18 protein-coding genes and 1 pseudogene are annotated in these 21,544 nt (G+C 61.4%); 8 read left to right on the plus strand and 11 right to left on the minus strand.

Translation table 11 applies throughout. The annotated features are described in order from the left end of the window. Positions 1-594: 594 nt before the first annotated feature. Positions 595-1,515 (plus strand): sodium:calcium antiporter, encoded by a 921-nt coding sequence (locus KZ498_RS14015; RefSeq protein WP_312619579.1) that lies wholly within the window; start codon positions 595-597, stop codon positions 1,513-1,515. A gap of 55 nt (positions 1,516-1,570) precedes the next feature. Here KZ498_RS14015 and KZ498_RS14020 read toward each other — a convergent pair whose 3' ends face one another. Beyond that, positions 1,571-3,127 carry a DASS family sodium-coupled anion symporter gene (locus KZ498_RS14020; RefSeq protein WP_312619580.1) on the minus strand — a complete coding sequence of 519 codons (1,557 nt, stop codon included), beginning with the start codon at positions 3,125-3,127 and terminating at the stop codon, positions 1,571-1,573. Between the two features lie 255 nt (positions 3,128-3,382). Here KZ498_RS14020 and KZ498_RS14025 point away from each other — a divergent pair. Then, positions 3,383-3,529 (plus strand): annotated as a pseudogene (locus KZ498_RS14025) (IS5/IS1182 family transposase); the annotation flags it as partial. A gap of 816 nt (positions 3,530-4,345) precedes the next feature. Here the strand turns inward: KZ498_RS14025 and KZ498_RS14030 are convergent. The 7 genes from KZ498_RS14030 to KZ498_RS14060 form a co-directional block, all read right to left on the minus strand. Then, positions 4,346-5,200: a DMT family transporter gene (locus KZ498_RS14030; RefSeq protein WP_312619581.1), complete on the minus strand. Its 855-nt coding sequence runs from the start codon at positions 5,198-5,200 to the stop codon at positions 4,346-4,348. Between the two features lie 387 nt (positions 5,201-5,587). Further along, entirely contained in the window at positions 5,588-7,750 is a 2,163-nt protein-coding gene (locus KZ498_RS14035; RefSeq protein ID WP_312619582.1) for a type B DNA-directed DNA polymerase, read from the minus strand. A 2-nt stretch (positions 7,751-7,752) separates the two neighbouring features. Next, entirely contained in the window at positions 7,753-8,058 is a 306-nt protein-coding gene (locus KZ498_RS14040) for a hypothetical protein (protein ID WP_312619583.1), read from the minus strand. 2 nt (positions 8,059-8,060) lie between these two features. Then, positions 8,061-8,990 carry a hypothetical protein gene (locus KZ498_RS14045; RefSeq protein WP_312619584.1) on the minus strand — a complete coding sequence of 310 codons (930 nt, stop codon included), beginning with the start codon at positions 8,988-8,990 and terminating at the stop codon, positions 8,061-8,063. A gap of 502 nt (positions 8,991-9,492) precedes the next feature. Continuing rightward, positions 9,493-9,900 carry a PIN domain-containing protein gene (locus tag KZ498_RS14050; protein WP_312619585.1) on the minus strand — a complete coding sequence of 136 codons (408 nt, stop codon included), beginning with the start codon at positions 9,898-9,900 and terminating at the stop codon, positions 9,493-9,495. Then, the gene (locus tag KZ498_RS14055; protein ID WP_312619587.1) at positions 9,897-10,127 is read right to left on the minus strand and encodes an antitoxin VapB family protein; all 231 of its coding nucleotides are present in this window, start codon (positions 10,125-10,127) and stop codon (positions 9,897-9,899) included. Before KZ498_RS14055 ends, KZ498_RS14050 begins: the two co-directional genes overlap by 4 nt. Positions 10,128-10,372: 245 nt before the next feature. Next, positions 10,373-11,266 (minus strand): GRP family sugar transporter, encoded by an 894-nt coding sequence (locus KZ498_RS14060; RefSeq protein ID WP_312619588.1) that lies wholly within the window; start codon positions 11,264-11,266, stop codon positions 10,373-10,375. A 968-nt stretch (positions 11,267-12,234) separates the two neighbouring features. On the opposite strand from KZ498_RS14060, the gene KZ498_RS14065 reads away from it, so the two are divergent. Together KZ498_RS14065 and KZ498_RS14070 are read left to right on the plus strand one after the other, a co-directional pair. Then, positions 12,235-13,542, plus strand: a complete 1,308-nt coding sequence (locus KZ498_RS14065; protein WP_312619589.1) for an MFS transporter — start codon at positions 12,235-12,237, stop codon at positions 13,540-13,542. Continuing rightward, a complete protein-coding gene (locus KZ498_RS14070) occupies positions 13,539-14,411 on the plus strand; it encodes a polymer-forming cytoskeletal protein (protein WP_312619590.1) in 873 nt (290 codons plus the stop codon). The genes KZ498_RS14065 and KZ498_RS14070 overlap by 4 nt, the downstream gene beginning before the upstream one ends. 319 nt (positions 14,412-14,730) lie before the next feature. Here the strand turns inward: KZ498_RS14070 and KZ498_RS14075 are convergent, their stop codons facing one another. Next, entirely contained in the window at positions 14,731-15,243 is a 513-nt protein-coding gene (locus tag KZ498_RS14075; RefSeq protein WP_312619591.1) for a TspO/MBR family protein, read from the minus strand. 373 nt (positions 15,244-15,616) lie between these two features. On the opposite strand from KZ498_RS14075, the gene KZ498_RS14080 reads away from it, so the two are divergent. Both KZ498_RS14080 and KZ498_RS14085 read left to right on the plus strand, forming a co-directional pair. Then, the gene (locus KZ498_RS14080) at positions 15,617-16,333 is read left to right on the plus strand and encodes a hypothetical protein (protein WP_312619592.1); all 717 of its coding nucleotides are present in this window, start codon (positions 15,617-15,619) and stop codon (positions 16,331-16,333) included. Between the two features lie 540 nt (positions 16,334-16,873). Beyond that, entirely contained in the window at positions 16,874-17,761 is an 888-nt protein-coding gene (locus KZ498_RS14085) for a type II CAAX endopeptidase family protein (protein WP_312619594.1), read from the plus strand. A 338-nt stretch (positions 17,762-18,099) separates the two neighbouring features. Here the strand turns inward: KZ498_RS14085 and KZ498_RS14090 are convergent, their stop codons facing one another. Further along, positions 18,100-18,969, minus strand: a complete 870-nt coding sequence (locus KZ498_RS14090) for a CPBP family intramembrane glutamic endopeptidase (RefSeq protein WP_312619595.1) — start codon at positions 18,967-18,969, stop codon at positions 18,100-18,102. Between the two features lie 284 nt (positions 18,970-19,253). Here KZ498_RS14090 and KZ498_RS14095 point away from each other — a divergent pair, with 284 nt between their 5' ends. Continuing rightward, positions 19,254-20,141, plus strand: a complete 888-nt coding sequence (locus tag KZ498_RS14095) for a type II CAAX endopeptidase family protein (RefSeq protein ID WP_312619596.1) — start codon at positions 19,254-19,256, stop codon at positions 20,139-20,141. A 287-nt stretch (positions 20,142-20,428) separates the two neighbouring features. On the opposite strand, the gene KZ498_RS14100 is transcribed toward KZ498_RS14095, so the two are convergent. Continuing rightward, positions 20,429-20,989, minus strand: coding sequence for a DUF2703 domain-containing protein (locus KZ498_RS14100; protein ID WP_312619598.1), 561 nt, complete (start codon positions 20,987-20,989; stop codon positions 20,429-20,431). A gap of 138 nt (positions 20,990-21,127) precedes the next feature. Here KZ498_RS14100 and KZ498_RS14105 point away from each other — a divergent pair, with 138 nt between their 5' ends. After that, positions 21,128-21,541 carry a helix-turn-helix domain-containing protein gene (locus KZ498_RS14105; protein WP_312619600.1) on the plus strand — a complete coding sequence of 138 codons (414 nt, stop codon included), beginning with the start codon at positions 21,128-21,130 and terminating at the stop codon, positions 21,539-21,541. Positions 21,542-21,544 lie beyond the last annotated feature (3 nt).

Consider the following 21,544-nt stretch of genomic DNA (forward strand, 5'->3'; position numbering starts at 1 on the left):
TAGAACATGTACTGTCTCCATGCATAGCGATTGTCTCTCGGGAGAACGGAACGAAATCTTCCTCGATTAGAAGCACTATCCGGTGACGAGTGAGTGAATTACTGCCCCACCCGTGACAAACGCTACCAATGGCTGCGAGAAACGGAACCAGCCATGGAACGGACCCGTCTTGAAACCACCAGGCCGCCTCGCTCGGTCTGAAATCCCGAGGTAGGAGTCCTCTGCGCTCTCGCGGCGAAGGAGGTCAATCCGGACGCGGTGCTATTAGTGACAGAGGTGTCTACGTCCACGTACAACGGACGATCACCATCACAGTCAATCCATGGTCACATCCGATACCGAGTTGTCTCCCGGACAGTTGGTTTCCTGCTGGGGGGAATTACTACGGTACTCTTCGCTGGACGAGTGGTACAGTTGCACGAGGGGACAGAAAATGCGCACTGTAGAACCGCCCCGATTATCCGGGAACAGCTCCACCGGACCGGTCCTCCGACGGACACTGCTCACCGCGGGGGCGAGTGTTCTGGGAAGACCTCGCCATGAGACGCACGCAGCGAGAACAAGTCATTACTCGCCGAGAGGAGACCATCGGTAATGCTACTGGAGGCATTGCTGTTTCTGGGCGGCCTGGCGGCTCTCGTGGTTGGGGCGGACCGAGCGGTCACCGGCGCAGGGGATCTGGCGCTGTACTACGGCGTCTCACCCTTTTTCATCGGTGTCACGCTCATCTCGATTGGCACCTCGCTCCCGGAGATGGTCACCTCGCTCTATGCCGCCTACTATGGCGCTGGGGACCTCGTGGTGGGGAATATCGTCGGCTCGGAGATATCCCAAATCACGCTCGCTATCGCCGTCGTCGCGTTCATCGCCCCGTTTGCCACTCAGCGGCGCGACGTCCTCGTCTACGGGAGCGCGATGATACTCGCGATGATCATCATGCTGTTGACCCTCAACGACGGCGTCATCGGTCGCTCGGAGGGGTTTCTGATGATGCTGGCCTACATCCAGTTCATTTACACGCTCTATACGAACAGGGGCGGCGAGGAGATCGCCGAGGAGGTCATCGAGGAACCCCGGACGCCGCGTGAGACCTACCCGTGGATCGTCGGCGGCCTCCTGCTAGTCGTCGTTGGGGGGCAAGTGATGGTCACCAACGGCGTCGCTATCGCCCGCCTGGTCGGGATTCCGGAGTACCTCGTCGGGCTGTTGACCGGCCTGGGGACGACTCTCCCGGAGATCGTCGTCGCTGGCATCGCGGCCCACGAGGGTCGGGGCGGTATTTCCGTCGGAGCGATCCTCGGGAGCAACATCACCGACCCGGTGTTCTCGCTGGGCATCGGTGCGCTCTTTTTCGACGTCGTCGTCGACGACGTTTCGGCACTGCAACCCTCGCTGACCTACATGCTCGTGGTCTCCATCCTCGTGTTGGCACTGTTCTACTGGCGAAGCGGTATCGACCGGAAGGCAGCGGTCGTCTGCCTGCTGTTGTATATCCCGACGTTCTTATTGCTGTAGCCTCGGCCGGTTTGGTCTGTGAGGGACCGACTGCCTGCTCCAGTGGTCGTCCGCCTCAGCCGAGCAGGCTCGGCCAGACGAGCCTGATCAGCAGGTACGCCACCCCTGTTGTCAGAAGGATGACGATTGCGTCGAGCAACGCCCCCGCGCGGAGCATGTGTTCGCGTCGGACGTATCCGGCACCGAACACGATGGCGTTGGGTGGTGTTGCGACCGGCAGCGCGAACCCGTAACTGGCGGCGATTCCGCCAGTCACCGCCAGCAACACCGACGCGACCTCCGACGTCGTGCCGAGCGCGGCCGCGTACGCTGGCCCGATGTTGACGAGTAGCGGAGCGAGCAGCGCTGCCATCGCCGTGTTCGACGCCAGCTCGCCGACCACGACCGTCATCGTCACGACGACGACCAGGATGACGACGACCGAACTCCCCGCAAACGAGCCAAACGTCACTTCGGCGAGCCATCTCGTGGCGTTCGTATCCGCCAGTGCGTTCGCCAGCGAGATACCGCCGCCCAGGAGCAGTAACGTCCCCCAGTCGATGTCGAGCAGGTCGTCCCACGCCGCCCCACCGCTGACGACCAGGGCAGGCACGGCGAGGAGGCCCACGAGGACGTAGAACAGCACTCCCTCGTGACCGACCGTTCCGAACACGCTGGTCGCTGACCCGCCGAACAGCGTGACGTGCCAGGTTTCTGAAAGCAGATCCGCGAACAGGAACCCGAGCCCGCCGAGCAGCCACAGGAACGCCGTCGCGCCGAATATCGCGACGGTTCGGAGTGCCGGCGCCGACAGCGCCCCCATCGAACGGCGCCGTTCACGTGCACGCTCACGGGCCCGGCTCACGTCGAACGACTCGGGCGGATACGTGACGTACGTCAGGAGCACCCACGCGACCGGGAGCGTGACGATGACCATCGGCATTCCGAAGGCCAGCCACTCCACGAAGGTGATCTCCACGCCGACGAGTTCGCTGAGTTGTCCGACGACAATCGCGTTTGGCGGCGTCCCGACCAGCGTCCCGACGCCACCGAGGCTCGCCGCGTAGGCCACGCCCAGCAGCATGGCGACCTGGAGGTTCGAGGCGGCCGGGGCGTCACCGTTCGAATCCCCCTCGAACTTCGCTACGTCCGTGACGCTCTCGACGATTCCGAGGACGATGGGCACCATCATCGCGACAGTCGCAGTGTTCGAGATGACCATCGAGAGCAGGGCCGTCGACACCATGACACCGAGGACGAGTCCCCGCGCCGAGGTTCCGAATCGGACGAGGATTGCGAGTGCGATGCGACGGTCGATACCGTGTGTCTGGAGCGCCTCGGCGAGCATGAACCCCGCGAGAAGCAGGAAGATGACCGGGTCAGCGAAGCCGGCGACTGCGTCCCCGAAGTCCGGGTAGACACCGAAGACCGTCAGGAGAATCGGGATGCACAACGCGGTGAGCGGGAGTGGAACGACTCCGGTTACCCAGAGGATCGCCGCGAACGCCATCGTGGCGACTGCATACTGTCCCGCCGTGGTGAGTGTTCCCGATGTGGGCACTGCCGCGACTCCGGCCATGCAGAGTATGGCGGCACCAATCGTCAGTAGTCGCGTGAGTTGTTTCGACGCCACGAGAAGTCACGCTCTACTCACTAGGTGACCTCGTCGGTCGGGAGCTGATATGTGTTACCCTTACTAGTTAGCTCGCGGTGTGGATACGGAACGGAGACGAGACGGTTTCGGCGTTGATAGGCGATCACGTCTGTTCTGGATGTTTCATCGGGGGACCCCGAAAATATTGGCCTTGCTTGGCTCTGTTGACGCACCAGGCGACAACAGGATGGCTCGCTAAATCGAAGCGGTTGAAACGGGAGACCACGGCCACCGATGTCCCAGATATTCCACTTCACCTCTGAGATTGCTCCGATAGTTCAAGTTGTTACCGGTGATCGAGACGAACCCGCCGCCCCGGAAGATGACGTTGGATTCGTCGATTGCGCACCTGTCTCCCGACACTGTCTGCAGATACGCCTTTGTTAACAGTAACTGTCGAATAGCGACTCGGATAGAGGTTGGTGATGCTATTTATAGAAGTAATTATGGAATATAAGAGTTAAAATAATGAATTTGGTAGTAAAAACTGCGAAAAATAGAGTTCAATAGTTGTATTAAGTTACGAAAGGTGATATATTTATATTATCGCCCAGAAATAACCTACGAGACTGGCAATATATGGACTTATTCTGGAGGACAGATATTTCACTAGGGATTCGGTCCAGGGGTCGTTTCTCTGGTGAACAGAACTGTCATGACCCAAGGCCGGACTCGATAGTACCCCAGAGCGACCGAGTTCCACAAACATACGTACGGATGTTATTCGAATACTGGGCTGAACGACGGCTATACGTCACGAAGCTATTTGACGTTCTGACTTTCGAGGTACCCATACGAAGGTATGGATGTGGCCCAGTTAGGGCCCATTACGGCCGGAAACCAGTTTTCGAGGGTTAGTGCCCAGAGGCAGGAGACTGTCTGTATTAACTCGACAACTACTGGACGTGGGTAGACGTACGCCATCGAGGTGTCGGAGCGAGTGATAGCACGTGAATCGAGAGGGTTTCGGGTGCCCGACCTAGTCTGCTGAATTAGAGCTGCTGTAGTGCCAATTGAAACGGTGTATACGCCGATTGACCTGTATTTCTCCCGAAGCAATGGCCGAATCCCTGCACTTCTAAGACGCCATCTATCGGTTCGAATGCAGTTCCAGTCACCAACCTGGTGGGTGTAGCTACTGTCCATGCTCTTGAAACCGATGCTACCGTTCGGTCCCTTCAGCTATCCCCGATTGAATCAGTACTGTGTGAGCAACACTGCGCCAATGACTAGTATCCCTCCCGCGACGACAAACGGTGTGAGTGGTTCGTCAAGGAGTGTCGCGCCGAGTGTGACGGTGACGACCGGTTCAACAGTACTTATTACTGCGACACGGCTCGCCTCCAGCCGGGAGACGCCCTCATAGAACAACAGCAGTGGCAGCACTGTTGATAATACCACCATTCCGATAATCACGCCCCACTCGTCGCGACCGACTGGAACCGCGAGTCCAGTGTCGAGAACGCCGAACACGAGCATGCTCCCTGTCGTGCCCACGAGGATTCCGAGCATGAGTCCGTTGGGAGAGATCGACGAACTCAAATGTCGACTACCGGCCGTGTAGATGGCATAACAGGCCGCAGCACCGAGGGCGAGTGCGACCCCGAGCGGGTCGGCTCCAGCGGTGTTCGTTCCGACGACAAGCCCAACACCTGCCATTGCCAATGTGAGCGCGGCTATTTTCGTATACGTTATATTCTCGTTCAAAAAGACCGTTGACAGGCCGATGACGATAGCGGGATAGGTATAGAGAATGATTGTCGTCAGGCCCGCTGTCAGATATCTCAACGCTACGAAGTAGAACAGCGTCATCCCAGTGTAGACGACGCCCAGTGAGAGCGTTACAAGCCAGTCGCGCTTTGTCGTGGGATATGACCACCCACGGATGCCTGCCAGCGTCCCGACGACAACAGTCGCAATCCCGAACCGAACTGGCAACAATGTCGCCAGTTCGAGGTTGATCGACGCCGCTATCTCACCGAATATACCGATTGTCCCGAATCCGGCGGCAGCAACAAACACCATCACTGTACCCGCTGTAGATTCGCGCACAATCAGAATACTATCACAGAATTATGTATTGTTTTCGACCCAAGACGGGGTTGTCTTGCGTTCTTTGCGGTCCGACGGAACAGCATGCACTGCCGACACTGCTGAGTGTACCAGGGAGCTTAGGGAGACAGAACGTGAGGATACCACATAGAGAAATCTGCCGGTGGTAATACTGGACCCAAAGTAACACTAAATAGTCCTGTACTGGCACCTATATTTCGGTTTGTAATTAGAAACGGTGAAACAGCAGACTTGTACGATTGAAATCTGGTTCCTTGTCTGAAATATTGCACTATTGTGGAGTAAAATTCGATATTTGGACTTAGATACCGGACCACCGATCTACTGGTTCGGTCTCACCCACCTCGGCCACCCGTATTCTGCTGGTCACCGCTTCGACGGAGTACTGAACGCCGCCAGCTCCAGTGCCTGTGTCTCGGTGAGTTCCTTGCGAATCTTCGCTCGGTTCCAGCCCACCGGGGAGAGGACACTTTCGACGGCTCTGACGAGTTCCGTTTCGTAGTACGACGGATCATACGACTCGGCTTGCTCGTGAGCCAGCGCAACCCGCTCCCGCGATGTCTTCGCATCGTCGACGACGATGTACTCGATGTCCTGTCCCGGATGGACGGCGAGGCCCTGGTCGCGGGCCCGTTTCAGGGCCGCCACGTTCTGGGTGTTCTGTGAGTACCCTTCCAGCGGCCTGGAGACGCGATTCCGTTCGACGAGTTGCTCGGTCGGGACCGTTCCAGCGTGGAGCCGCTCGATTGCCCCGTTGAGACAATCAAGCACTGCGTCCGGTGACCGGGTCGCATCGAACCGTTCGAGGCACTTCCGCTGGACCGCTTCGATGAACGGTGGCGTCGAGCGTTGCCGGGCTTCTATCCCTCTGATCTTGAAGTTCCCACTGCCAGCTTTCTTACCAAAGTATTTCGTCAGCGCGCCGGCGTCGCTCTCGCGTTGCGGGACGAACGCGACCCAGTCGTAGTGGGCTTCGTGTTCGAGTCGGATCTCGACGGCCTCCGTAATCTCCGTCGCGAGCGCCTCGAGGTCCTTGCGATTCTCGCCGTCGACGTCGGGATCGGGCGTCACCCAGATAGAGTCGACGATACCGTGGACGACGCGCCAGCCCCCGGCCTCCAGGCGTTGCTTCGCCGCTAACAGGATTTCGCGAGCGTACGCGTTGATCGCCTCGTGGCACTCGATGCGGCCGAACTTCGCGTTGCTGAACCCCTGATAGCCGAAGCAGGCGACGAGAATCCACTTCAGCGCTCCCGACCGCCCCTCGAGTTCCGCCAGTCGGTCCTCGTCGGGGTCGTCCCGCTCCGTCTCACGACGGATGGCCGCCTTGATCTCGTCGCGGGCGTCGATGATGGGCTGGAGGACATCGACGAGGTAGCCCCGGTCATCGCAGATCGAGTACCCGAGGTCGGGGACGTCCTCACGGTCGCTGTGGCAGTCACACCGGATGGCGTCAGGTGAGACGTTCCGGGTACAGATGATGTTCGGGTAGAGACTCGAGAAGTCGAGTTCGTGGACGTCCTCGTGGACGCCGACTTCGGGAGCGAAGATGAAGCCGCCACGGTCGGCGTCGTCGAGCGTCCCCATCGGTTTGTAGAACTCGTGGCGCCAGGAATTCCACGGAACGAGGACGCCGCGATCGTGGGCCTCACAGATCTGGATCGCGGTCAACACGTTCCCGATCGACGCCCACGCGAGCTCCTGGACGGGCTTTTTCGACCGCGAGACGAGATCGAGGACGCCGTCGAGGTTCGTCTCCCCGTAGAAGAACGTGTTCGACTCGTCGATGATCGCCCGGCCGGGTACGTTGTACCGCGCCGGGGAGTGGCCGACGCGGCCGTAGCTCGCATACGTCGACCGACTCGCGAGCTGCTGGTAGCCGACGTCGGGCCACCGGCTCAGCGTGAACTCGTCGACGCCGGCAGCCGCGGCCATCTCGTACAGTGTCGGGACGATCTCGCTCGTCGAACAGACCAGGATATCGGGGTTCTGGTCCTCGAGTGCTGTCTGGACTGCCGTCAGGATATCCACCGGCGAACCGGTGACGGTGTCGTCGGCGACGGACAGCTCGGCGTAGGACTCGTTGCTCGTTTCGGTCACCGGGACGCTGAGTCGGAGCGTCGAGAGCTCGCCCGCCGGCGTCGGGTCGATATCTTCCTCGAGACAGTACCGAAACTCCCGCGAGAGGTCGACGTTGAAACAGGCGAGGTCCCCGACCGGATACGCAGGAAGCTGCCGTGCCTGGCCTGCGAGTGAGGTGACGCGGTCGATATGTGCGACGTCGACGGCGAGGACCGGCTCCTCGTCACGGCGGAATCCGGGGCGCCGGGTCACCATCTCGGTCGCGACGACGTCCGGGTGCTGGTCGTAGAGCGACCGAAGTGCCGTGAGGTCGATGTCGCCGTCGGGGTCCCGGGCGGCGACGTGGAACCGCGGGGTGTAGTCGTCGCGCTCTGTCGCGACAGCGCCGTCGGGGGTGGCGTCCCACTCGAGGACGCCGTCGTCCAGGAAGTCGATAGTGAACGGCATCGTCACGGGTCCGAGTCCGGCAGGACTGCTTCCTGGTCATCGCTTGCTGCGACCGCGGCTTCGAGCTCCTCGAGACGCTCTTCGTGGTCGTCGAGGCGGGTTTGCTGTTCGATATCGATGCTGAATAGCGCGGGCAGGAGCGGATTCTGGTGGTTCAACAGCCCGCTCGCGTCGGCGTGCTCGCGGGCGTACTCGAACAGCCGGTCGAACCGAGGTTGGTCGCGACGCCGCAGTGCACGCCGGAAGTCCGCCCAGCGCTCCTCGATGGCCCGGAGGGCATCTCGGTACGTCGGGCTCGTGCGCCCCATCGCTATCGCCCTCCAGTGCCGGTCGCCGTCCACGCATCGAGCAGGGGGTCCGCGGCGGCGGACCCCGTCTCACCGTCAGCCCTGACGCCTGTCTCGACGCTCTCCGGCGTCGACGCCGTCGGTTCCACACCGACCTGCGTGGCGCGAGCCGCGAGCAACTGCCGCCAATACGCGAACGTCGTCTGGTAGTACGCGCCGCCGTCGACGGGATACACGAGCGTCTCGAAGTCGTCGCCGACGAACCGCGGTCCCATACGCGTTTGCTCGCACGTGAGGTGGTGACCGGCGGCCGCCGCGACCGGTCCGGTGAACTCATCGCACTCACTGCGAGTCACCAGAACGGGGATATCGTAGCCGTCGGCGTAGGTCGACAGCTTGGCGAGTGTTCGTGCTTGTAGCGTTTTCGCGTGGGTCTCGTTGAGAGTGTCGTCGCTACGGTACTGCGCGTCGATGGCCGGCGCGACGATGAGTGAGGGTGTGTACCGGGACGAGTCCCCGTCGCGGTTTGGTGACTGTCGACAGGGCCTACCGGTGTCGGAAGTCGACTCCCGGATAGACTGGTTCACCGCTCCGGAGAGATCGCAGACGGCGCCGTAGTGCTGGTAGGCGGTGAACCCGCGCGCGACGTGAATCCGGTCAAGCAACCGCTGGCTGGGGGCGATTCGGGCGAGCGTCGTCGTCGTTGCGTGACCGTTTGCGTCAACCCAGAAGGCGGGCCCGTCGTTCATGAGGAGGTGGTCGAGCACGAGTGACTGCAGGGTCGGGACGCCGCGTTCGCCCTCAACATCGAGTAGCGTGATGCCGTCTGAAAGCGACGGGAGGAGGGCATCGTCAGTCGCTCGATCGGCCCGGTCGGCAATGGACTGGTTTCGGTCAGCGCCCCGGGTCGGCTGATCGACTGCCAACTGATTCGTCGGTGCGTGATCTGGCATACCCGGATAGAGGCCTACCTTGCCATTAAGCCGCGGCGTGTACCTTCCGCGTTTCAGAGAACGCCCTGTAGCACTGTCGGGGTCCCCGCCGTATCCGGGTTCCAGACGTTGCTGTCCGTTTCCGCGACTCCTTCCGGAACGGTCTGGCGAAATATGCACAGCGCATTCGCTAATCATCCGAACCCTGTCACTAATGGCGCGACCGATACAGAGAATGGGTTCAGCAGAACGGGCCCGATGGTCTGGCCGGTTACGCTGGCGATTCGTCGGGGGTCTCTGCCTCTGGATTGCACGCATCCCCCATCCCAGCAACCCACCATTCCCTCGATGGCCTGAACCGAGGGTCTGTACGGACTCGTGATCGTTGTGCGAGAGTGAGACTGCCGTCGTTGCTGTGTACCCCCAGTGACAGCCCAGGGCTGGTCACAGAGGCGTGTGAGCGTGTCGGCGCGAGACTGACGTGGGCGTATGACAGCGTCGGTCAGCGTATACACGTCGATGCCTACCGATAGCTTTCGTGGGTAACACCGGGAATGCTCTCAAAATGGCTGTCGCCGGCGAGAATAGGCTCGTCGCGCTCCAGAGCGGTTGCAGCGATGGCCGCATCTCCTTTCCCAATACCAGGCCCCTCGTCACTGTCCGCCTCGGCCATGCGGTCACCGAGTAGCCGTCCAGCGCGGCGCGAGATGCTCGGCGTCATGTCGACCAGTGGGTACGAGTCAAGCACGGCTTCGACGGTCTGGCGCTCCTCGCGCGTATTCGCTACCTTGCCGACGCCAATGTAGAGTTCCAAGACGGCCATCGATGGGATCACCAACGGGACGTTCGCCGCTTCGAGTTCCCGTTCCTTCTCTACAGCCGCTTCTACATCGTCGATGATATCCAGGATGAAGCTCGTATCGACAATCATTCGAATCGCTCTGCGACATCACGGACTTCGTCGCGGTCCCGTTTGTCGGCTTGCTCGATGGCGTCCCGCATCTCGCTCACTCGGCCCCCGTCGAAAACACCGCGGAGGTCTCTGAGTGATCGCCCGCCGATGAGCCGCTCCACGGCGTCGCTGAACGACTCGTCGTCGCGCTTATTCGCTTTGATGCGTTCGTACACATCGTCTTCAAGACGGACCTGACGTGACATCCCTGTTGACAGCGTTGACGCTCTTCGGAAATCAACTTTGGGGTGTCACAAAACGAGTAACAGAGCCGACGCTTCTCAGGGCCATTGAGGACATCTGCCGGTAGACGACTTCTCGTGTCCACTCCCCCTTGACGTGTCGGAACTACAGTGCCTGCTGGGGAGTCCGGCCGCTCTGCTCGGGACAGTGCTGGTGATTCTGGTCGTCGGGCCGCTCAGCGACGAAATCGGCTGGCGCGGCTCTGAATTCACTGCGAGACGGCGACGAGGACGGTGCCGACGAGAACCAACACAGTGGCGACAACCAACCGTGGGGTGACCCGCTCTATATCTCGGAGGAATGCCACAGACAACACTAGGACGAACAGCAGGCTCGTCTGCGTGAGCGGAACGACGAGTGCGACCGGCGCAATCGAGAGCGCGAGGTAGTACACCAGCAGGAAGAGGGTATTCGCCACCCCCGCGACGACGTACCACCGCATACTCGGGGAGGCCATGAGGAAAGACGTCGGCAACGTGTTTCGCGCCTGGAGGTAAGCCGCGAACACGATAGTCGCCGCGATCGTCTTGATCGCGAGCCCGATGAGTGGGGGTGTCCCCGCAGTTATCCCGATCTTCGCAAATATCGGTTCGACCCCGAAGCAGAAGGCGGCCGCCAGCGGGAGGCCGAGCCCGCGCCACGAGACGTGGTCGTACTCCCGGTCGAACCGCCGCGTGCTTACCCGCGACATGAGTGCGATTCCGACGACGATCAGTACGATCCCGCCGAACACAACCAGACTCAGCGACTCGCCGAGAAAGACGACTGCCAGGAGCGCAGCATGGAGCGGCTGTGACGCTTTGATCGGTTCGCAGCGGCTCGCGCCGATTCGCGCGATGGCGGCGTACTGGAACGCACGGCCCAGTACGGTTCCGACGAACCCAGCACAGACAAACGAGAGGAGTGCTACTGTGTTGAGCGGGTACGTCGGAAAGTGGACCACCAGTGCCAGTGGGACGATCACGCCGAGATTGACCACCAGAACGACGACGAGCGCGTCCCGCGAACTGCCCGTCGTGGTCCCGATACGGATACAGATGACCTGGACCGCGATCAGCAGCGCCCCAACGAGGGCGAGTGCGATGCCGAGCCCGACACTCACCGTCGCGCCCCATCGGCCATCACGCGGCGGATTATGGTTGTCACCCCGATATTCTCCCGGCGTAATAGCTCGTTTGCCTTGTTCTGTGAGCGGGTACCCTCGGCACCCGTCGCTCGCTCTCGTCCTTACTCACGAAGCTAAGCGTCGCGTCGTCCCCCTGACTGGCCGCATGACCACATCTAGTGGTGAGAGAGGCCCGCGAATCAATGGCCGTTCCCGTTGGATACCTGCAGATGTAACTCCCTCTCACAAACTGATACATTTCACAAATTTAACACAGACACCAAATTAATGTTTCCGTTGAAATACACAACAGCTGACACGACTCACCCGCTGCATAGAGAGCGTCTATCGGCCAGTATTTCCAATCGACTCGACGGACGTACGAGCGGATGCTAGCCTCTTTTACAACGCGTAACGAGACCTGGAATTTGGCATGAGTAGTGAATGCCCGTAACTCTGAAGCCCACCTGAAAGCCAGCCACGAGGAGTGACGGGTTTCTCGGGTCGGGCCGGCCCGCATTGCACACTCGGTCCTCGGGCGGTAATTCGACTCTCGTGGGTTACTGGCTAGTACAGGGTCTGTCTGACCGTCGACGTCGTCCGACGGTATTCGGCCCGTGATATTATTCGTCGGGGTGTAGACCATCGTTGCTCTCGCTGAGCAAAGCACCCACTACTCGGACTGTAACGGGTCTGAACCGGAGGTTCGATCGATCGCAAATCAGGTTTGAGCTTTGAGAAAACCCGGAGCGGTGTCGAACTATCAGGTCAGCGGAGACGGGACTCAGTACTCCCGGGCACGCCGTTGGACGGTCGCAGTGAACTCACAGTCAGGTGTCAACCCAGGACCTAAGGGACAGGGAGCATCCAGGTGCGTGGATTAAGGGAACGGTGACAGCGTCCCGACTGGCGTCGACGCTGTATTTAATGGCTGTCCGTGTCCACGACAGGTCAAGACGGCACAGATGGAGCTTATCACACACGTTCGGGAACGCCGGTGGACGAGGGTGGCCGGGTACGGACTCTTCGTCGCCCTGATGGTCGCCGGGTACTACTACAATATCACGTTCGTCCAGTTGGGGCTTATCGATCTCGGGACGCGCCTCGTCGGGATGTCCGAGACTGCCGTCTCGATGTGGATGGCAGCACTCGCACTGGTGACGCTCGTCGTCGCGGCCGTGACCGGCGTGACGATGGACCGCCGCGGCTGGAGCACGGCACTCCGGACGAAGCTCCGACTCCTGTTCGGCGTCGTCTGCGTCCAGTTCGCGCTCACGCTCGTCGCCCCGGCGGTTCGTACCGTTCCCGAGTTCGGCGCGTGGATCGTCCTCGCGTCGATCGGACTCGGGGTCGGATTTCCGGTCTCGTTCTCGCTCGCAATCGACCTCGTTCCGGTGCCGGACCGGGGGTACGTCGCCGCGGCGATTACGGCAATCGCGTACTTCTTCGCAAACGCGATTCCGCTCTCCTGGTCGGTCGACGTCTTCAGCCGGTTGATGGTCACCGCGATGGCCCCGGGAATCGTCGTGCTGGCCGTCCTCTCGTTCGCCGGCTTCGGTCGGCTCGATACGATCCTCGACGCGCTCGGGGCCTACCACGAGACGTACGGCAGGGGACGGTTCTGTCATGATGACCTGATTCGGACGCGCAGTCTCGCCTTCGCAGTCCCGGTGGTCTTGATGTTCGGCGTGTTCTTCATCGATAGCCTCGGGTTTCTCCGAATCATCGACACGCCGTCACTCCTGTTGAGTTCCTGGCAGTCGCCCGACCTTTCGACACGTCTGTTCATCGCCGTTGCACACGTCGTCGGCGCCGTGATGGCCGGCGTCATCTACGCGAACTACTCGCTCTCTCGCGTCTTCCTCTGGACGTTCGCGCTGTTCGCTCTCACGCACGTTATGTACACGTCCGACCTGCGATTCGCCGAGGTGTTCCCTGCGATGGCGAGTGAGGGGACCTCTCCGCTAAATCCCGCTCTCTATGCGATCGCTGTGAGCTTCTACACGACGCTGAACTTCGCGCTCTGGCCCGACCTCTCGACGCCTGAGACGGTCGGCACCCACTCCGCGGTCGGAATCGGCGTCGCCGGATGGCTCGCCACGTTCTCCAGTACTGCGCTCGCGCTATACTTCCAGGCGGCCGATCTCACGCTCCTTTCGCATCTGAACGTGGTGCAGGCACTCTCCCTTCTGCTCCTGTTCGGGCTCGCGGTCGGCCTGTATGCCAGACGGATGATCGAACTCGCTCGCGAGAACGGAGGTGCGAGTCCATGAGCCCCACGGAAGCTATCCCGCTCCTCATCGTCGTCCTCCTCATGATCTCAATCGGCGGCGGCGACGTCCAGGAGCTGTCCGTGACGTTCCAGGGCGACAATACCGTCGATTCCCTCGCGGACGTCCACGTCGTCGCCGGCGGGACCACGACCGTCCCCGGGGACGCGACCGTCGACGGCGACGTCTTTGTCATCGGTGGGACCGCAGCCATCGATGGAACGGTCGACGGCGACGTGACGCTTCTCAACGGGAACCTCTCGGTACGTGAGGGCGCGACCGTTACCGGAACCCTCCAGACGTATTCAGGCTCCGCCGCGGTCAGCGCCGACGCGTCGGTCGGGCGTGTCTCGCAATTCGAGGCGCCCACCCCATCGAGTTCGCCCGCACAGCGGGTCGGGAGCTTCCTCCTGCAGTTCCTCGTTCTCGGCGCGTTCGGGTGGTGGCTCGTCGACCGGCACCCGCTCGTCATCGAGAACGTCGGCGCGGCCATCACCGAGCACGCGCTCGTCAGCGCCGTCGTCGGCAGCCTCGGCGCAGCGACCCTCCTCGTGCTCTTCGTCTATATGGCGTTCACACTCATCCTGCTCCCGCTCGCCATCGTCGGACTGTTCGCCGAGTTCCTGGTCATCCTCTATGGCCAGGCTGTATTCGGATACCTCATCGGGACACGCCTCCCGATCGAGCGCGACGGTGTCGCGACGCTCGCAGGAATAGCCGCGTTCCTGCTTGTCCTCGAGTTCGTCGGGCTCGTTCCCTATCTCGGCGGAATCGCACAGCTCACCGTCGCAGTCGTCGGGTTCGGCGCCGTCCTGAACACGTACTTCGGCCTCCAGCGGTTCGAGCCCATCACTATCCCGGGAGGAACATAGCCGTGTACGCAGTATCCCACCGCCCGACGAGGGAGCCCGACGACTGTGGATTCCCTCCCCGAACTCAACTTCCGGACGCGCTAGCCACGACGACCACGACGGAGTAGACTTCTGCTGTCTCGACGACCAGGGGACCCGGCGTCGTCGGTGCCCGCCTCCTCCACCACCTCTCGCACTATCAACCGACCGGTCCGTGCACAATGCTGGGTCCCTCCCAGACATTGATTTCAGTGCCCCTGTTGAAATTCAGCCGGTGCTAGGTTTTCGAAGTCGGCCGAATATAGCGCGAGTATCACGCCCCAGGCTGGGGAGTCGCGAGCTAATTTAATATCCAGAACTGGTAGTTGAGATAGGCGGCAAACGAGACCCACAGGAGATACGGCACGAGCAGCAGTGCTGCCCGTCGATCAACGCGATCGAAGGCCCACATCGTTGCAACGATGAGAAGCCAGAGAACACCGATCACGGCAAGTCCCCAGCCAATCTCCTGCAGCCCGAAGAAAACCGCTGACCAGCCCACATTGAAGACGAAATGGACGAAGAACACGCCGAATCCGATCCAGACCGCCCGAGGCGACTGATCGAGTTGTCGCCAGACGAGCCACAGCGCGACTCCGATCAGTGCGAACAGGGTGGTCCAGACCGGTCCAAACACCCAGTTCGGTGGCGCAAGCGCCGGCCGCTGAAGGGTCGTGTACCACTCGCCGAGCCCTTGAGCCGTAAAGAGGGTCCCGGAAGCGCCGACGATCTCGACGAGCAAAATAGTACTCGCGAGCGCCAGAAGCGGGCGCTCGCGTGGAAATTCGCGGAAACCAGCCGACAGGGTGGGCATACGTTCTCGTTCGACCTGGTACTGCAAAGCTTTGTGTGTCGTCGTTCGTGACCGCTTGCTGTATCATCGAACAGAATAGTCGCAATCCGGCGTTTTTCGCCTCGACCTCCACCCGGCGGGCAGTCTCACTCTGGCGCCAGACGATGCCGGCAAACAAGACGACGAGGAGGGCAATAATCGCACCAGTACACAGTCGAGGACACGAGATGGCCGCCTGGCTGCTCCTCGGTGGCTTTCATCTAAAAGATATCAATCACGGAGGGTCAATGGGCTCGTCTCTCCGGAGTCTGTGGTCCCGACCATCTCCCTTCCAAGACAGACGCGACTGTGTCGTCGGGAAACCGTTATGATACGAAGCGGCCATGGTAGATTGATGACCAGTAGCCTGGGTAGCCACACGGATTTCACACCCCAGCATCGCACAATCGGGAGAGCCGCCGCCTGGAGCGTATTTGTCCTCGGAGTGGTATACGCACTCGTTACCGCTCTCGGCTTTCTCTCGCTCGAGTCGCCTCAGGACCCGATTGGAGATCCATACATCACGATCATGAGGCTGCTCATCATTCCGTTAGCGGCATTGTACGTCGTCACCATGGTCACGGTTCACGCGTATGCACGCCCTGCAGTCACGGTGTATAGCCAGATTGCGCTCGTCTTCATGATCGTGTTAGCGACGATTACGACCAGCGTCCACTTCGTCGGGCTCACTGTGGGTCCTCGACTGGAAGCGACTGGACTATCGTGGGTACCGTTGGTCGTCTCGTTCGAGTGGCCGTCGATAGTCTACGCGCTTGATATCCTCGCGTGGGACTGGTTCTTCGCCCTCTCGATTCTCTTTGCTGTACCCGTGTTCAGAGGCGGGAGTAGACTGGAGCGATGGGTGTGGATCCTCCTCCTCGTCAGTGGGGTTCTGAGTCTCGCGGGTATGATCGGTGTGCCGTTTTCGGATATGCAGGTCCGGAACATCGGCATCATCGGATATGCAGTCATCGCTCCAGTCGCGTTCCTCCTGATGGGCATTGTGTTCGGGCGGACTCAACCTGTACGGGAAGACTCTGAGCGGCGTCCTGATTCTCAATCGGCGGCCTGACACGCGCTTCAGAGGGCCTATGATGGACCGACCCGCCGCGACTCCACGGTGCAACGACGAGAAGTGAGACGGCCGCCAGGCCGATAGCTGGTTCAGGAGCGTTCTCGAGAACGGATATGTGACGTCGCCCATCGCAAGCGGCCCGGGGAGTGAATTGACCACCAACCCAGCGGCAATCGTCACGAGCGAGAGGACAAACCAGCGGTTCTGTGCGCCCTCTTCGTCGACTCGGTTGGTCTCATCGGGACCGCTCGCCACTGCCGTCTGCGCCGGCCACGACCGATACGTAGCGGCCGACAGAGTGGACCACTCGAACCGTGGTCGCGACTGGCGAGAGAGTTGATCGGATACCTGCCATACACGGGCCACTGGACACATTGCCAATGTCGGTTCATTGCGCATGTCGGGTAGGAATCAGTGGGCTACGAACCGGCCCACCGGTCGAGTGTCGAGAAACGATGTGGCGTCTACTGGTTCGTTTGTCCTGTCCGGTGAGACCCACCCTGTAAATTTACCACACCATCACACCTACACACTGACATGACTGAGTCGAGCTCACACAGACATCCGAAGGACAGTGTCGAGGACACCCCCGACCGTATCGGACGTTGGTGGGTGTATCTCGCCGTCGCGGGAGGAGGAACGTGGCTCTTCTGGCTGCCGGCCATCGTTCTGGGCGTGAGTTTCAATAGTGTCGCGGGACTCGTACTCCTCCTCGTCGGCCTTGCCGTCCCCGGCGTGACCGGCATCGTGTTCGTCTACCTCGTCTACGACGACCGCGGCCGAAGTGACTTCTGGAGCCGCGTCATCGATTTCCGGCGAATTAGACCCCGATGGCTGGTGGTGCTCCTGCTGGTTCCCCTGGGTATCGCCGTTCTCGCTGGTGTCGCGGATCTACTCCTCGGCGGACCCGGGCCGACGTTGGGTGAAGGCGTCACCGGATTCGCCGTGAACCCCCTCGCCATCCTCCCGGCGATGTTCTTCGCGACCCTGCCCCCGATTCTCGAGGAGCTGGGGTGGCGAGGCTACGCCCTCGACAGGTTACAACTGAAGTGGTCGGCGTTGAGCGCGAGCGTGATTCTGGGGGTCGTCTGGGCGCTCTGGCACCTCCCGCTTTTCTTCATCGGGGGAACGCATCAACACGACGTGGTCGGATTTGCGACCACAGGCTTCTGGCTGTTCATGACCGGGACCGTCGCGCTCTCGGTCGTCATCTCGTGGGTCTACAACAACACGGAGCGCAGCATCCTCGGCATCATCGTCCTCCACGGGTGGGTGAACTTCACCGCCGAGACCATCGTGGTTCCTGACCCATTCTATTACGGGCTCTGGTTCGTTCTCGCCGGGGCAATCGTCGCCACCTGGGGAGCGAAGACGATGACGACCGCCGACGAAGTGCCACACCCGCCGCTTCCGTCCGACGCGTAGATCGGCCGCGTAGTGCTGACCGGATGAGCGCCGTTCGTACTCGGTGTGTTGTTCGCTCTCATCTATGCCCCAACCGGAAACCTGGTCCTCACTATCGGCCTCCACGCACTCGTCAACGACCCCGTCGTCCTCGTGGATGCGGGTGGGGTCGTGCTGGTGCCTTCTGCTCATCGTTCTCGCCATCCTCCTGGCCTGGCCGGGAATACTAACGCGGGTCGGGACTGAAGAATCACGTCCCGAACCGTCGTCGTGAGGAGCTCACCTCGAGGGGACCGTCACTGGACGGAGGACGATTTCGACAGGTGAACACGCGTGACTGTGCCGGTCAGGGAACGCCGTTACCGCTGGCTTCCGGACGGACTTGTCGGGACCTCCACGTCGGCCAGGCGCTCGGGGCCGTAGGCTGTGACGATAGCCAGCGCGGCGAGGAGGAAGACGACGGCGTAGAGCGCGTTCGGTAGTTCAGTCTGGAGCGCAGCGCCGCCACCAGCAAGATAGAGGATACCGCCGGTGTTCACCGACGCGTGGAGCACCATCGTCAACAGCACGCTCCCGCCGGTCTCGTTGTAGAGCCACGTGAACACCACCGCGAGAGCGACGACCGCTAATCCGTAGTAGTAGACGGGGACGCCGGCCTGGGAGGACCCCGCGACTACGAACAGGGGCAGGTGCCAGGCAAACCAGCCCACGCCGATGAGGAGGCTCGCGACAAGCGCCGAATACGATCGCTGCAGTCGCGGGAGAGCGAACCCACGCCACCCCAGCTCCTCGTTGCCACCGCCGACTAGGAACACCTGGACGAACAGGACCGGATAGAGCAGCAACGTACTCACCGGTTCGGGAGCCAACTGTCCGTCGAAGATGAGGATATGGATGGCACTTGCGGTGACGATAGCGACGGCGGGGAAGAGCAACGCAAACGCCCAGTAGCGGAGAGACACGTTCCACCGGAGAAGCTGGCCTGCCCACTCGCGAACGCTGTCACCGATGCCCCACGTGACGATGGCTGCGGCGACGAGGGGGCCGAACCCCCCGATCATGATGAAAAGCATGGTCTGGATATCTCCTGTCAGGAGCAGGGGTGACCAGGTCGCCCACCACTCTGCAAAGACCAGCGGCGACCACGCAGTCCACGAGAGGGCGAACGTGAGGCCGAAGAACGCCGCCACGGGGTGCTCACTGAGTCGTCTGCGGATATTGGGGCCCATACTGAGATAGTGTTACCGGGTCCACATGAACGTTCCTCAGAATGCTCCCTCGAGACCCGATGGTCGCCCCCGACATTACCGAAGTGTCACAGCGGCTCGAAGATTGCTCAGCGGCCGCCAGACCCTCCACAGGATAGCGCCCCACCTGTTGAATCGGTTCGGGACTGCACTCTGGGGTCGCCCGGAGACGCGTGTCAGACCTATCGTCGAGAGGGTACTCACCCCCGCGATGGAAGTCGTCGGTTTATTTTCACGGCAGACGAACGTTCGCCCGTGATCTCACCGTGTCTCCGCTCCACTCTTTTGTCCGCCGGCATCGCTTCTCGACGTTCGTCGCCCTCACCTTCGTTCTGACGTGGGTCCCGTGGCTGACGGTCGCGTGGCTGCTGCGTACCGGTCGGCCGCCAGTCGTGACGACACTCGTCCTGATCGGTGGGTTCGGGCCGTTCCTCGCGGCGGTGCTCGTCGCCGCGGCCGGCGGTGACCTCCGGCCGTGGCTCGGGGCCCTCGTCGACATCGGCGCCCCGCTGGGGGTCTGGGCAGCCGCCGTGGTGGTTCCTGTCGCCCTCTACGTGCTCGCACTGGGGGTGTTCCTGCTCGCCGGTGGCGGGTTCGACCGTGCGAGCGTCCTGCCAGCCGCCGCGGTTCCAGCCGTCGTTCTTGCAACGTTCATTCGTGGCGGCCTCGAGGAACCCGGCTGGCGCGGGATGGCGCTCCCGGTCCTCCAACGATCCGTCGGCGCGTTCCGGGCCAGCATCGTCATCGGCGTGATCTGGGCACTCTGGCACGTCCCCCTGTTCCTGCTGCCCGGGAGTTCACAGGCCGGAACGCCGTTCTGGCTGTACGTGCCGGCCGTCGTCGGCATCAGCGTCATCGCGACGTGGCTCTACAACGCGGCCGGTGGCCGCGTGCTGGTCCCGGTCGTCTTCCACACGCTCTCGAACGCCGTGTCCGTCACGACGGCTACAGGCGTGGTCGGCGACGGATTCACCTCGCAGGTCGGCCTTCTGGTCGTCGTCTGGGCGGTCGTGGTGATTCTCGTCTGGCGGTACGGGACCGACCGTCTCGCCTCGAAGCCACTTCCCGAGGGGGGACTCGACTTCGTCACGGTCGACGACTCGGGCCGTCCGGGGAAATCACGCGATGACGTGTTCGGGGACGAACAGACCTGACGGCTCGACTTCACGGACGTTGCTGGATTCACCGGCACGGCGCTCCTGGCGCTTCAGAGCAGTCTCATCCCATCCCGGTCACGCCGCTGGTGGCAGCGGTTCAGCGAACTCGTCACCGGCTGCCTCGTTTACAGCGTGGAACGGAGCCCGGCACAGGTCGCGAATGCCCGTGACTCTGAAGCCCACCTGAAAGCCAGCCACGAGGAGTGACGGGTTTCTCGGGTCGGGCCGGCCCGCATTGCACACTCGGTCTTCGGGCGGTAGATACGACTCTCGTGGGTTACTGGCTAGCAGTCACAGCCCCGCTCCGGTGTGTCGTCTTCGGTGGTGGTGAAGAAGCTTTGAACGGTCGGCGAGATCCGGTCGGCCCGTGTCTCATGCGAGTCGTCATACTGCGTCTGGTTCGGCGTGACGGCCTGCACCAGAGCTTCGACGAGTAGCCCAACAGGTGCCGTCGTGTACTCCTGACCACGGTAGCGCCAGAGACGACAATCGACATCACCCTCACACGCACAGAGGTCCCCACACGATTCGCAGGTGTTTTGCAGATAGTCTGGCTGGATGTCCCGTCCATCGATGCGAATCGTCGGCGAGACGGGGAGTTGCGTCGCTTCAGCAGCCTCTAACGTCGAGATATGGATATCTCTGACAGTAATGGCGACATCCAGTGCGTCGAGGATTGGTTCGACGTGTTCGAGTGCCGTTTCGAGGGCATCTTCGGTCCCGATACATCGCTCGCACGACTCGTTGTCCAGATAGAGGAAATCGACGGTGACCGTCCGCCGTGTATACTCCCGGGCTGACGGCTGCACAATCGAGACGGTGTTGCTGTCTGTAGTGTCTTTCATCGCAGTCCACAATACGTCTCGGCGGCACATATATTGGTCAGTAATAAGACACGAACGGGGTTAGCGTACTGAAACCGCCCGGGGCACGCTACGGGGTAGAACCAACGTATATTACGGTACAGCCCTGATGGTGCGGTAATGAGCGAAAACGAGGAGTGGCAGGCGAAATGGCACGGATTGCAGGACATCCTCGGACCGAAGTGGACTCTGCACATCCTCCGTCTCCTCTCCGAGGGGTCGTACGGGTTCAATGCGATCCGAGACGAACTCGGCGGTCTGACTGCGCCAATGCTTTCCCAACGGCTCAAAGAACTCAGGTGTCATGGCCTCGTCAAGCGCTCCGTTACGGAGACATCACCACCGACCACGACCTACTCACTCAGCGACCGGGGCGAGCAGATCGCAAGACGTCTTCGGGAACTAGAGCCACTGGTCGAACTCCACGAACGGTCAGTTGCGGACGAACAGACGGACGGCTGCTCCGATACGGCGACGGAGTGTCGAACTGAAGCGCTTACAGACGGGTGCGTAACAGTCGTCGACCAGTGTTGAACC

The organism is Haloarcula sp. 1CSR25-25, assembly GCF_032027985.1.
Classification (GTDB): Archaea; Halobacteriota; Halobacteria; order Halobacteriales; family Haloarculaceae; genus Haloarcula.

What these genes read in the sequence shown, in the direction of transcription:
- KZ498_RS14070 (WP_312619590.1), top strand. Translation starts at nt 13,539, where the DNA reads ATGAGCCCCACGGAAGCTATCCCGCTCCTCATCGTCGTCCTCCTCATG.
- KZ498_RS14090 (WP_312619595.1), bottom strand. Translation starts at nt 18,969, where the DNA reads ATGGGCCCCAATATCCGCAGACGACTCAGTGAGCACCCCGTGGCGGCG.
- KZ498_RS14085 (WP_312619594.1), top strand. Translation starts at nt 16,874, where the DNA reads ATGACTGAGTCGAGCTCACACAGACATCCGAAGGACAGTGTCGAGGAC.
- KZ498_RS14100 (WP_312619598.1), bottom strand. Translation starts at nt 20,989, where the DNA reads ATGAAAGACACTACAGACAGCAACACCGTCTCGATTGTGCAGCCGTCA.
- KZ498_RS14075 (WP_312619591.1), bottom strand. Translation starts at nt 15,243, where the DNA reads ATGCCCACCCTGTCGGCTGGTTTCCGCGAATTTCCACGCGAGCGCCCG.
- KZ498_RS14080 (WP_312619592.1), top strand. Translation starts at nt 15,617, where the DNA reads ATGACCAGTAGCCTGGGTAGCCACACGGATTTCACACCCCAGCATCGC.
- KZ498_RS14045 (WP_312619584.1), bottom strand. Translation starts at nt 8,990, where the DNA reads ATGCCAGATCACGCACCGACGAATCAGTTGGCAGTCGATCAGCCGACC.
- KZ498_RS14040 (WP_312619583.1), bottom strand. Translation starts at nt 8,058, where the DNA reads ATGGGGCGCACGAGCCCGACGTACCGAGATGCCCTCCGGGCCATCGAG.
- KZ498_RS14015 (WP_312619579.1), top strand. Translation starts at nt 595, where the DNA reads ATGCTACTGGAGGCATTGCTGTTTCTGGGCGGCCTGGCGGCTCTCGTG.
- KZ498_RS14050 (WP_312619585.1), bottom strand. Translation starts at nt 9,900, where the DNA reads ATGATTGTCGATACGAGCTTCATCCTGGATATCATCGACGATGTAGAA.
- KZ498_RS14055 (WP_312619587.1), bottom strand. Translation starts at nt 10,127, where the DNA reads ATGTCACGTCAGGTCCGTCTTGAAGACGATGTGTACGAACGCATCAAA.
- KZ498_RS14035 (WP_312619582.1), bottom strand. Translation starts at nt 7,750, where the DNA reads ATGCCGTTCACTATCGACTTCCTGGACGACGGCGTCCTCGAGTGGGAC.
- KZ498_RS14105 (WP_312619600.1), top strand. Translation starts at nt 21,128, where the DNA reads ATGAGCGAAAACGAGGAGTGGCAGGCGAAATGGCACGGATTGCAGGAC.
- KZ498_RS14065 (WP_312619589.1), top strand. Translation starts at nt 12,235, where the DNA reads ATGGAGCTTATCACACACGTTCGGGAACGCCGGTGGACGAGGGTGGCC.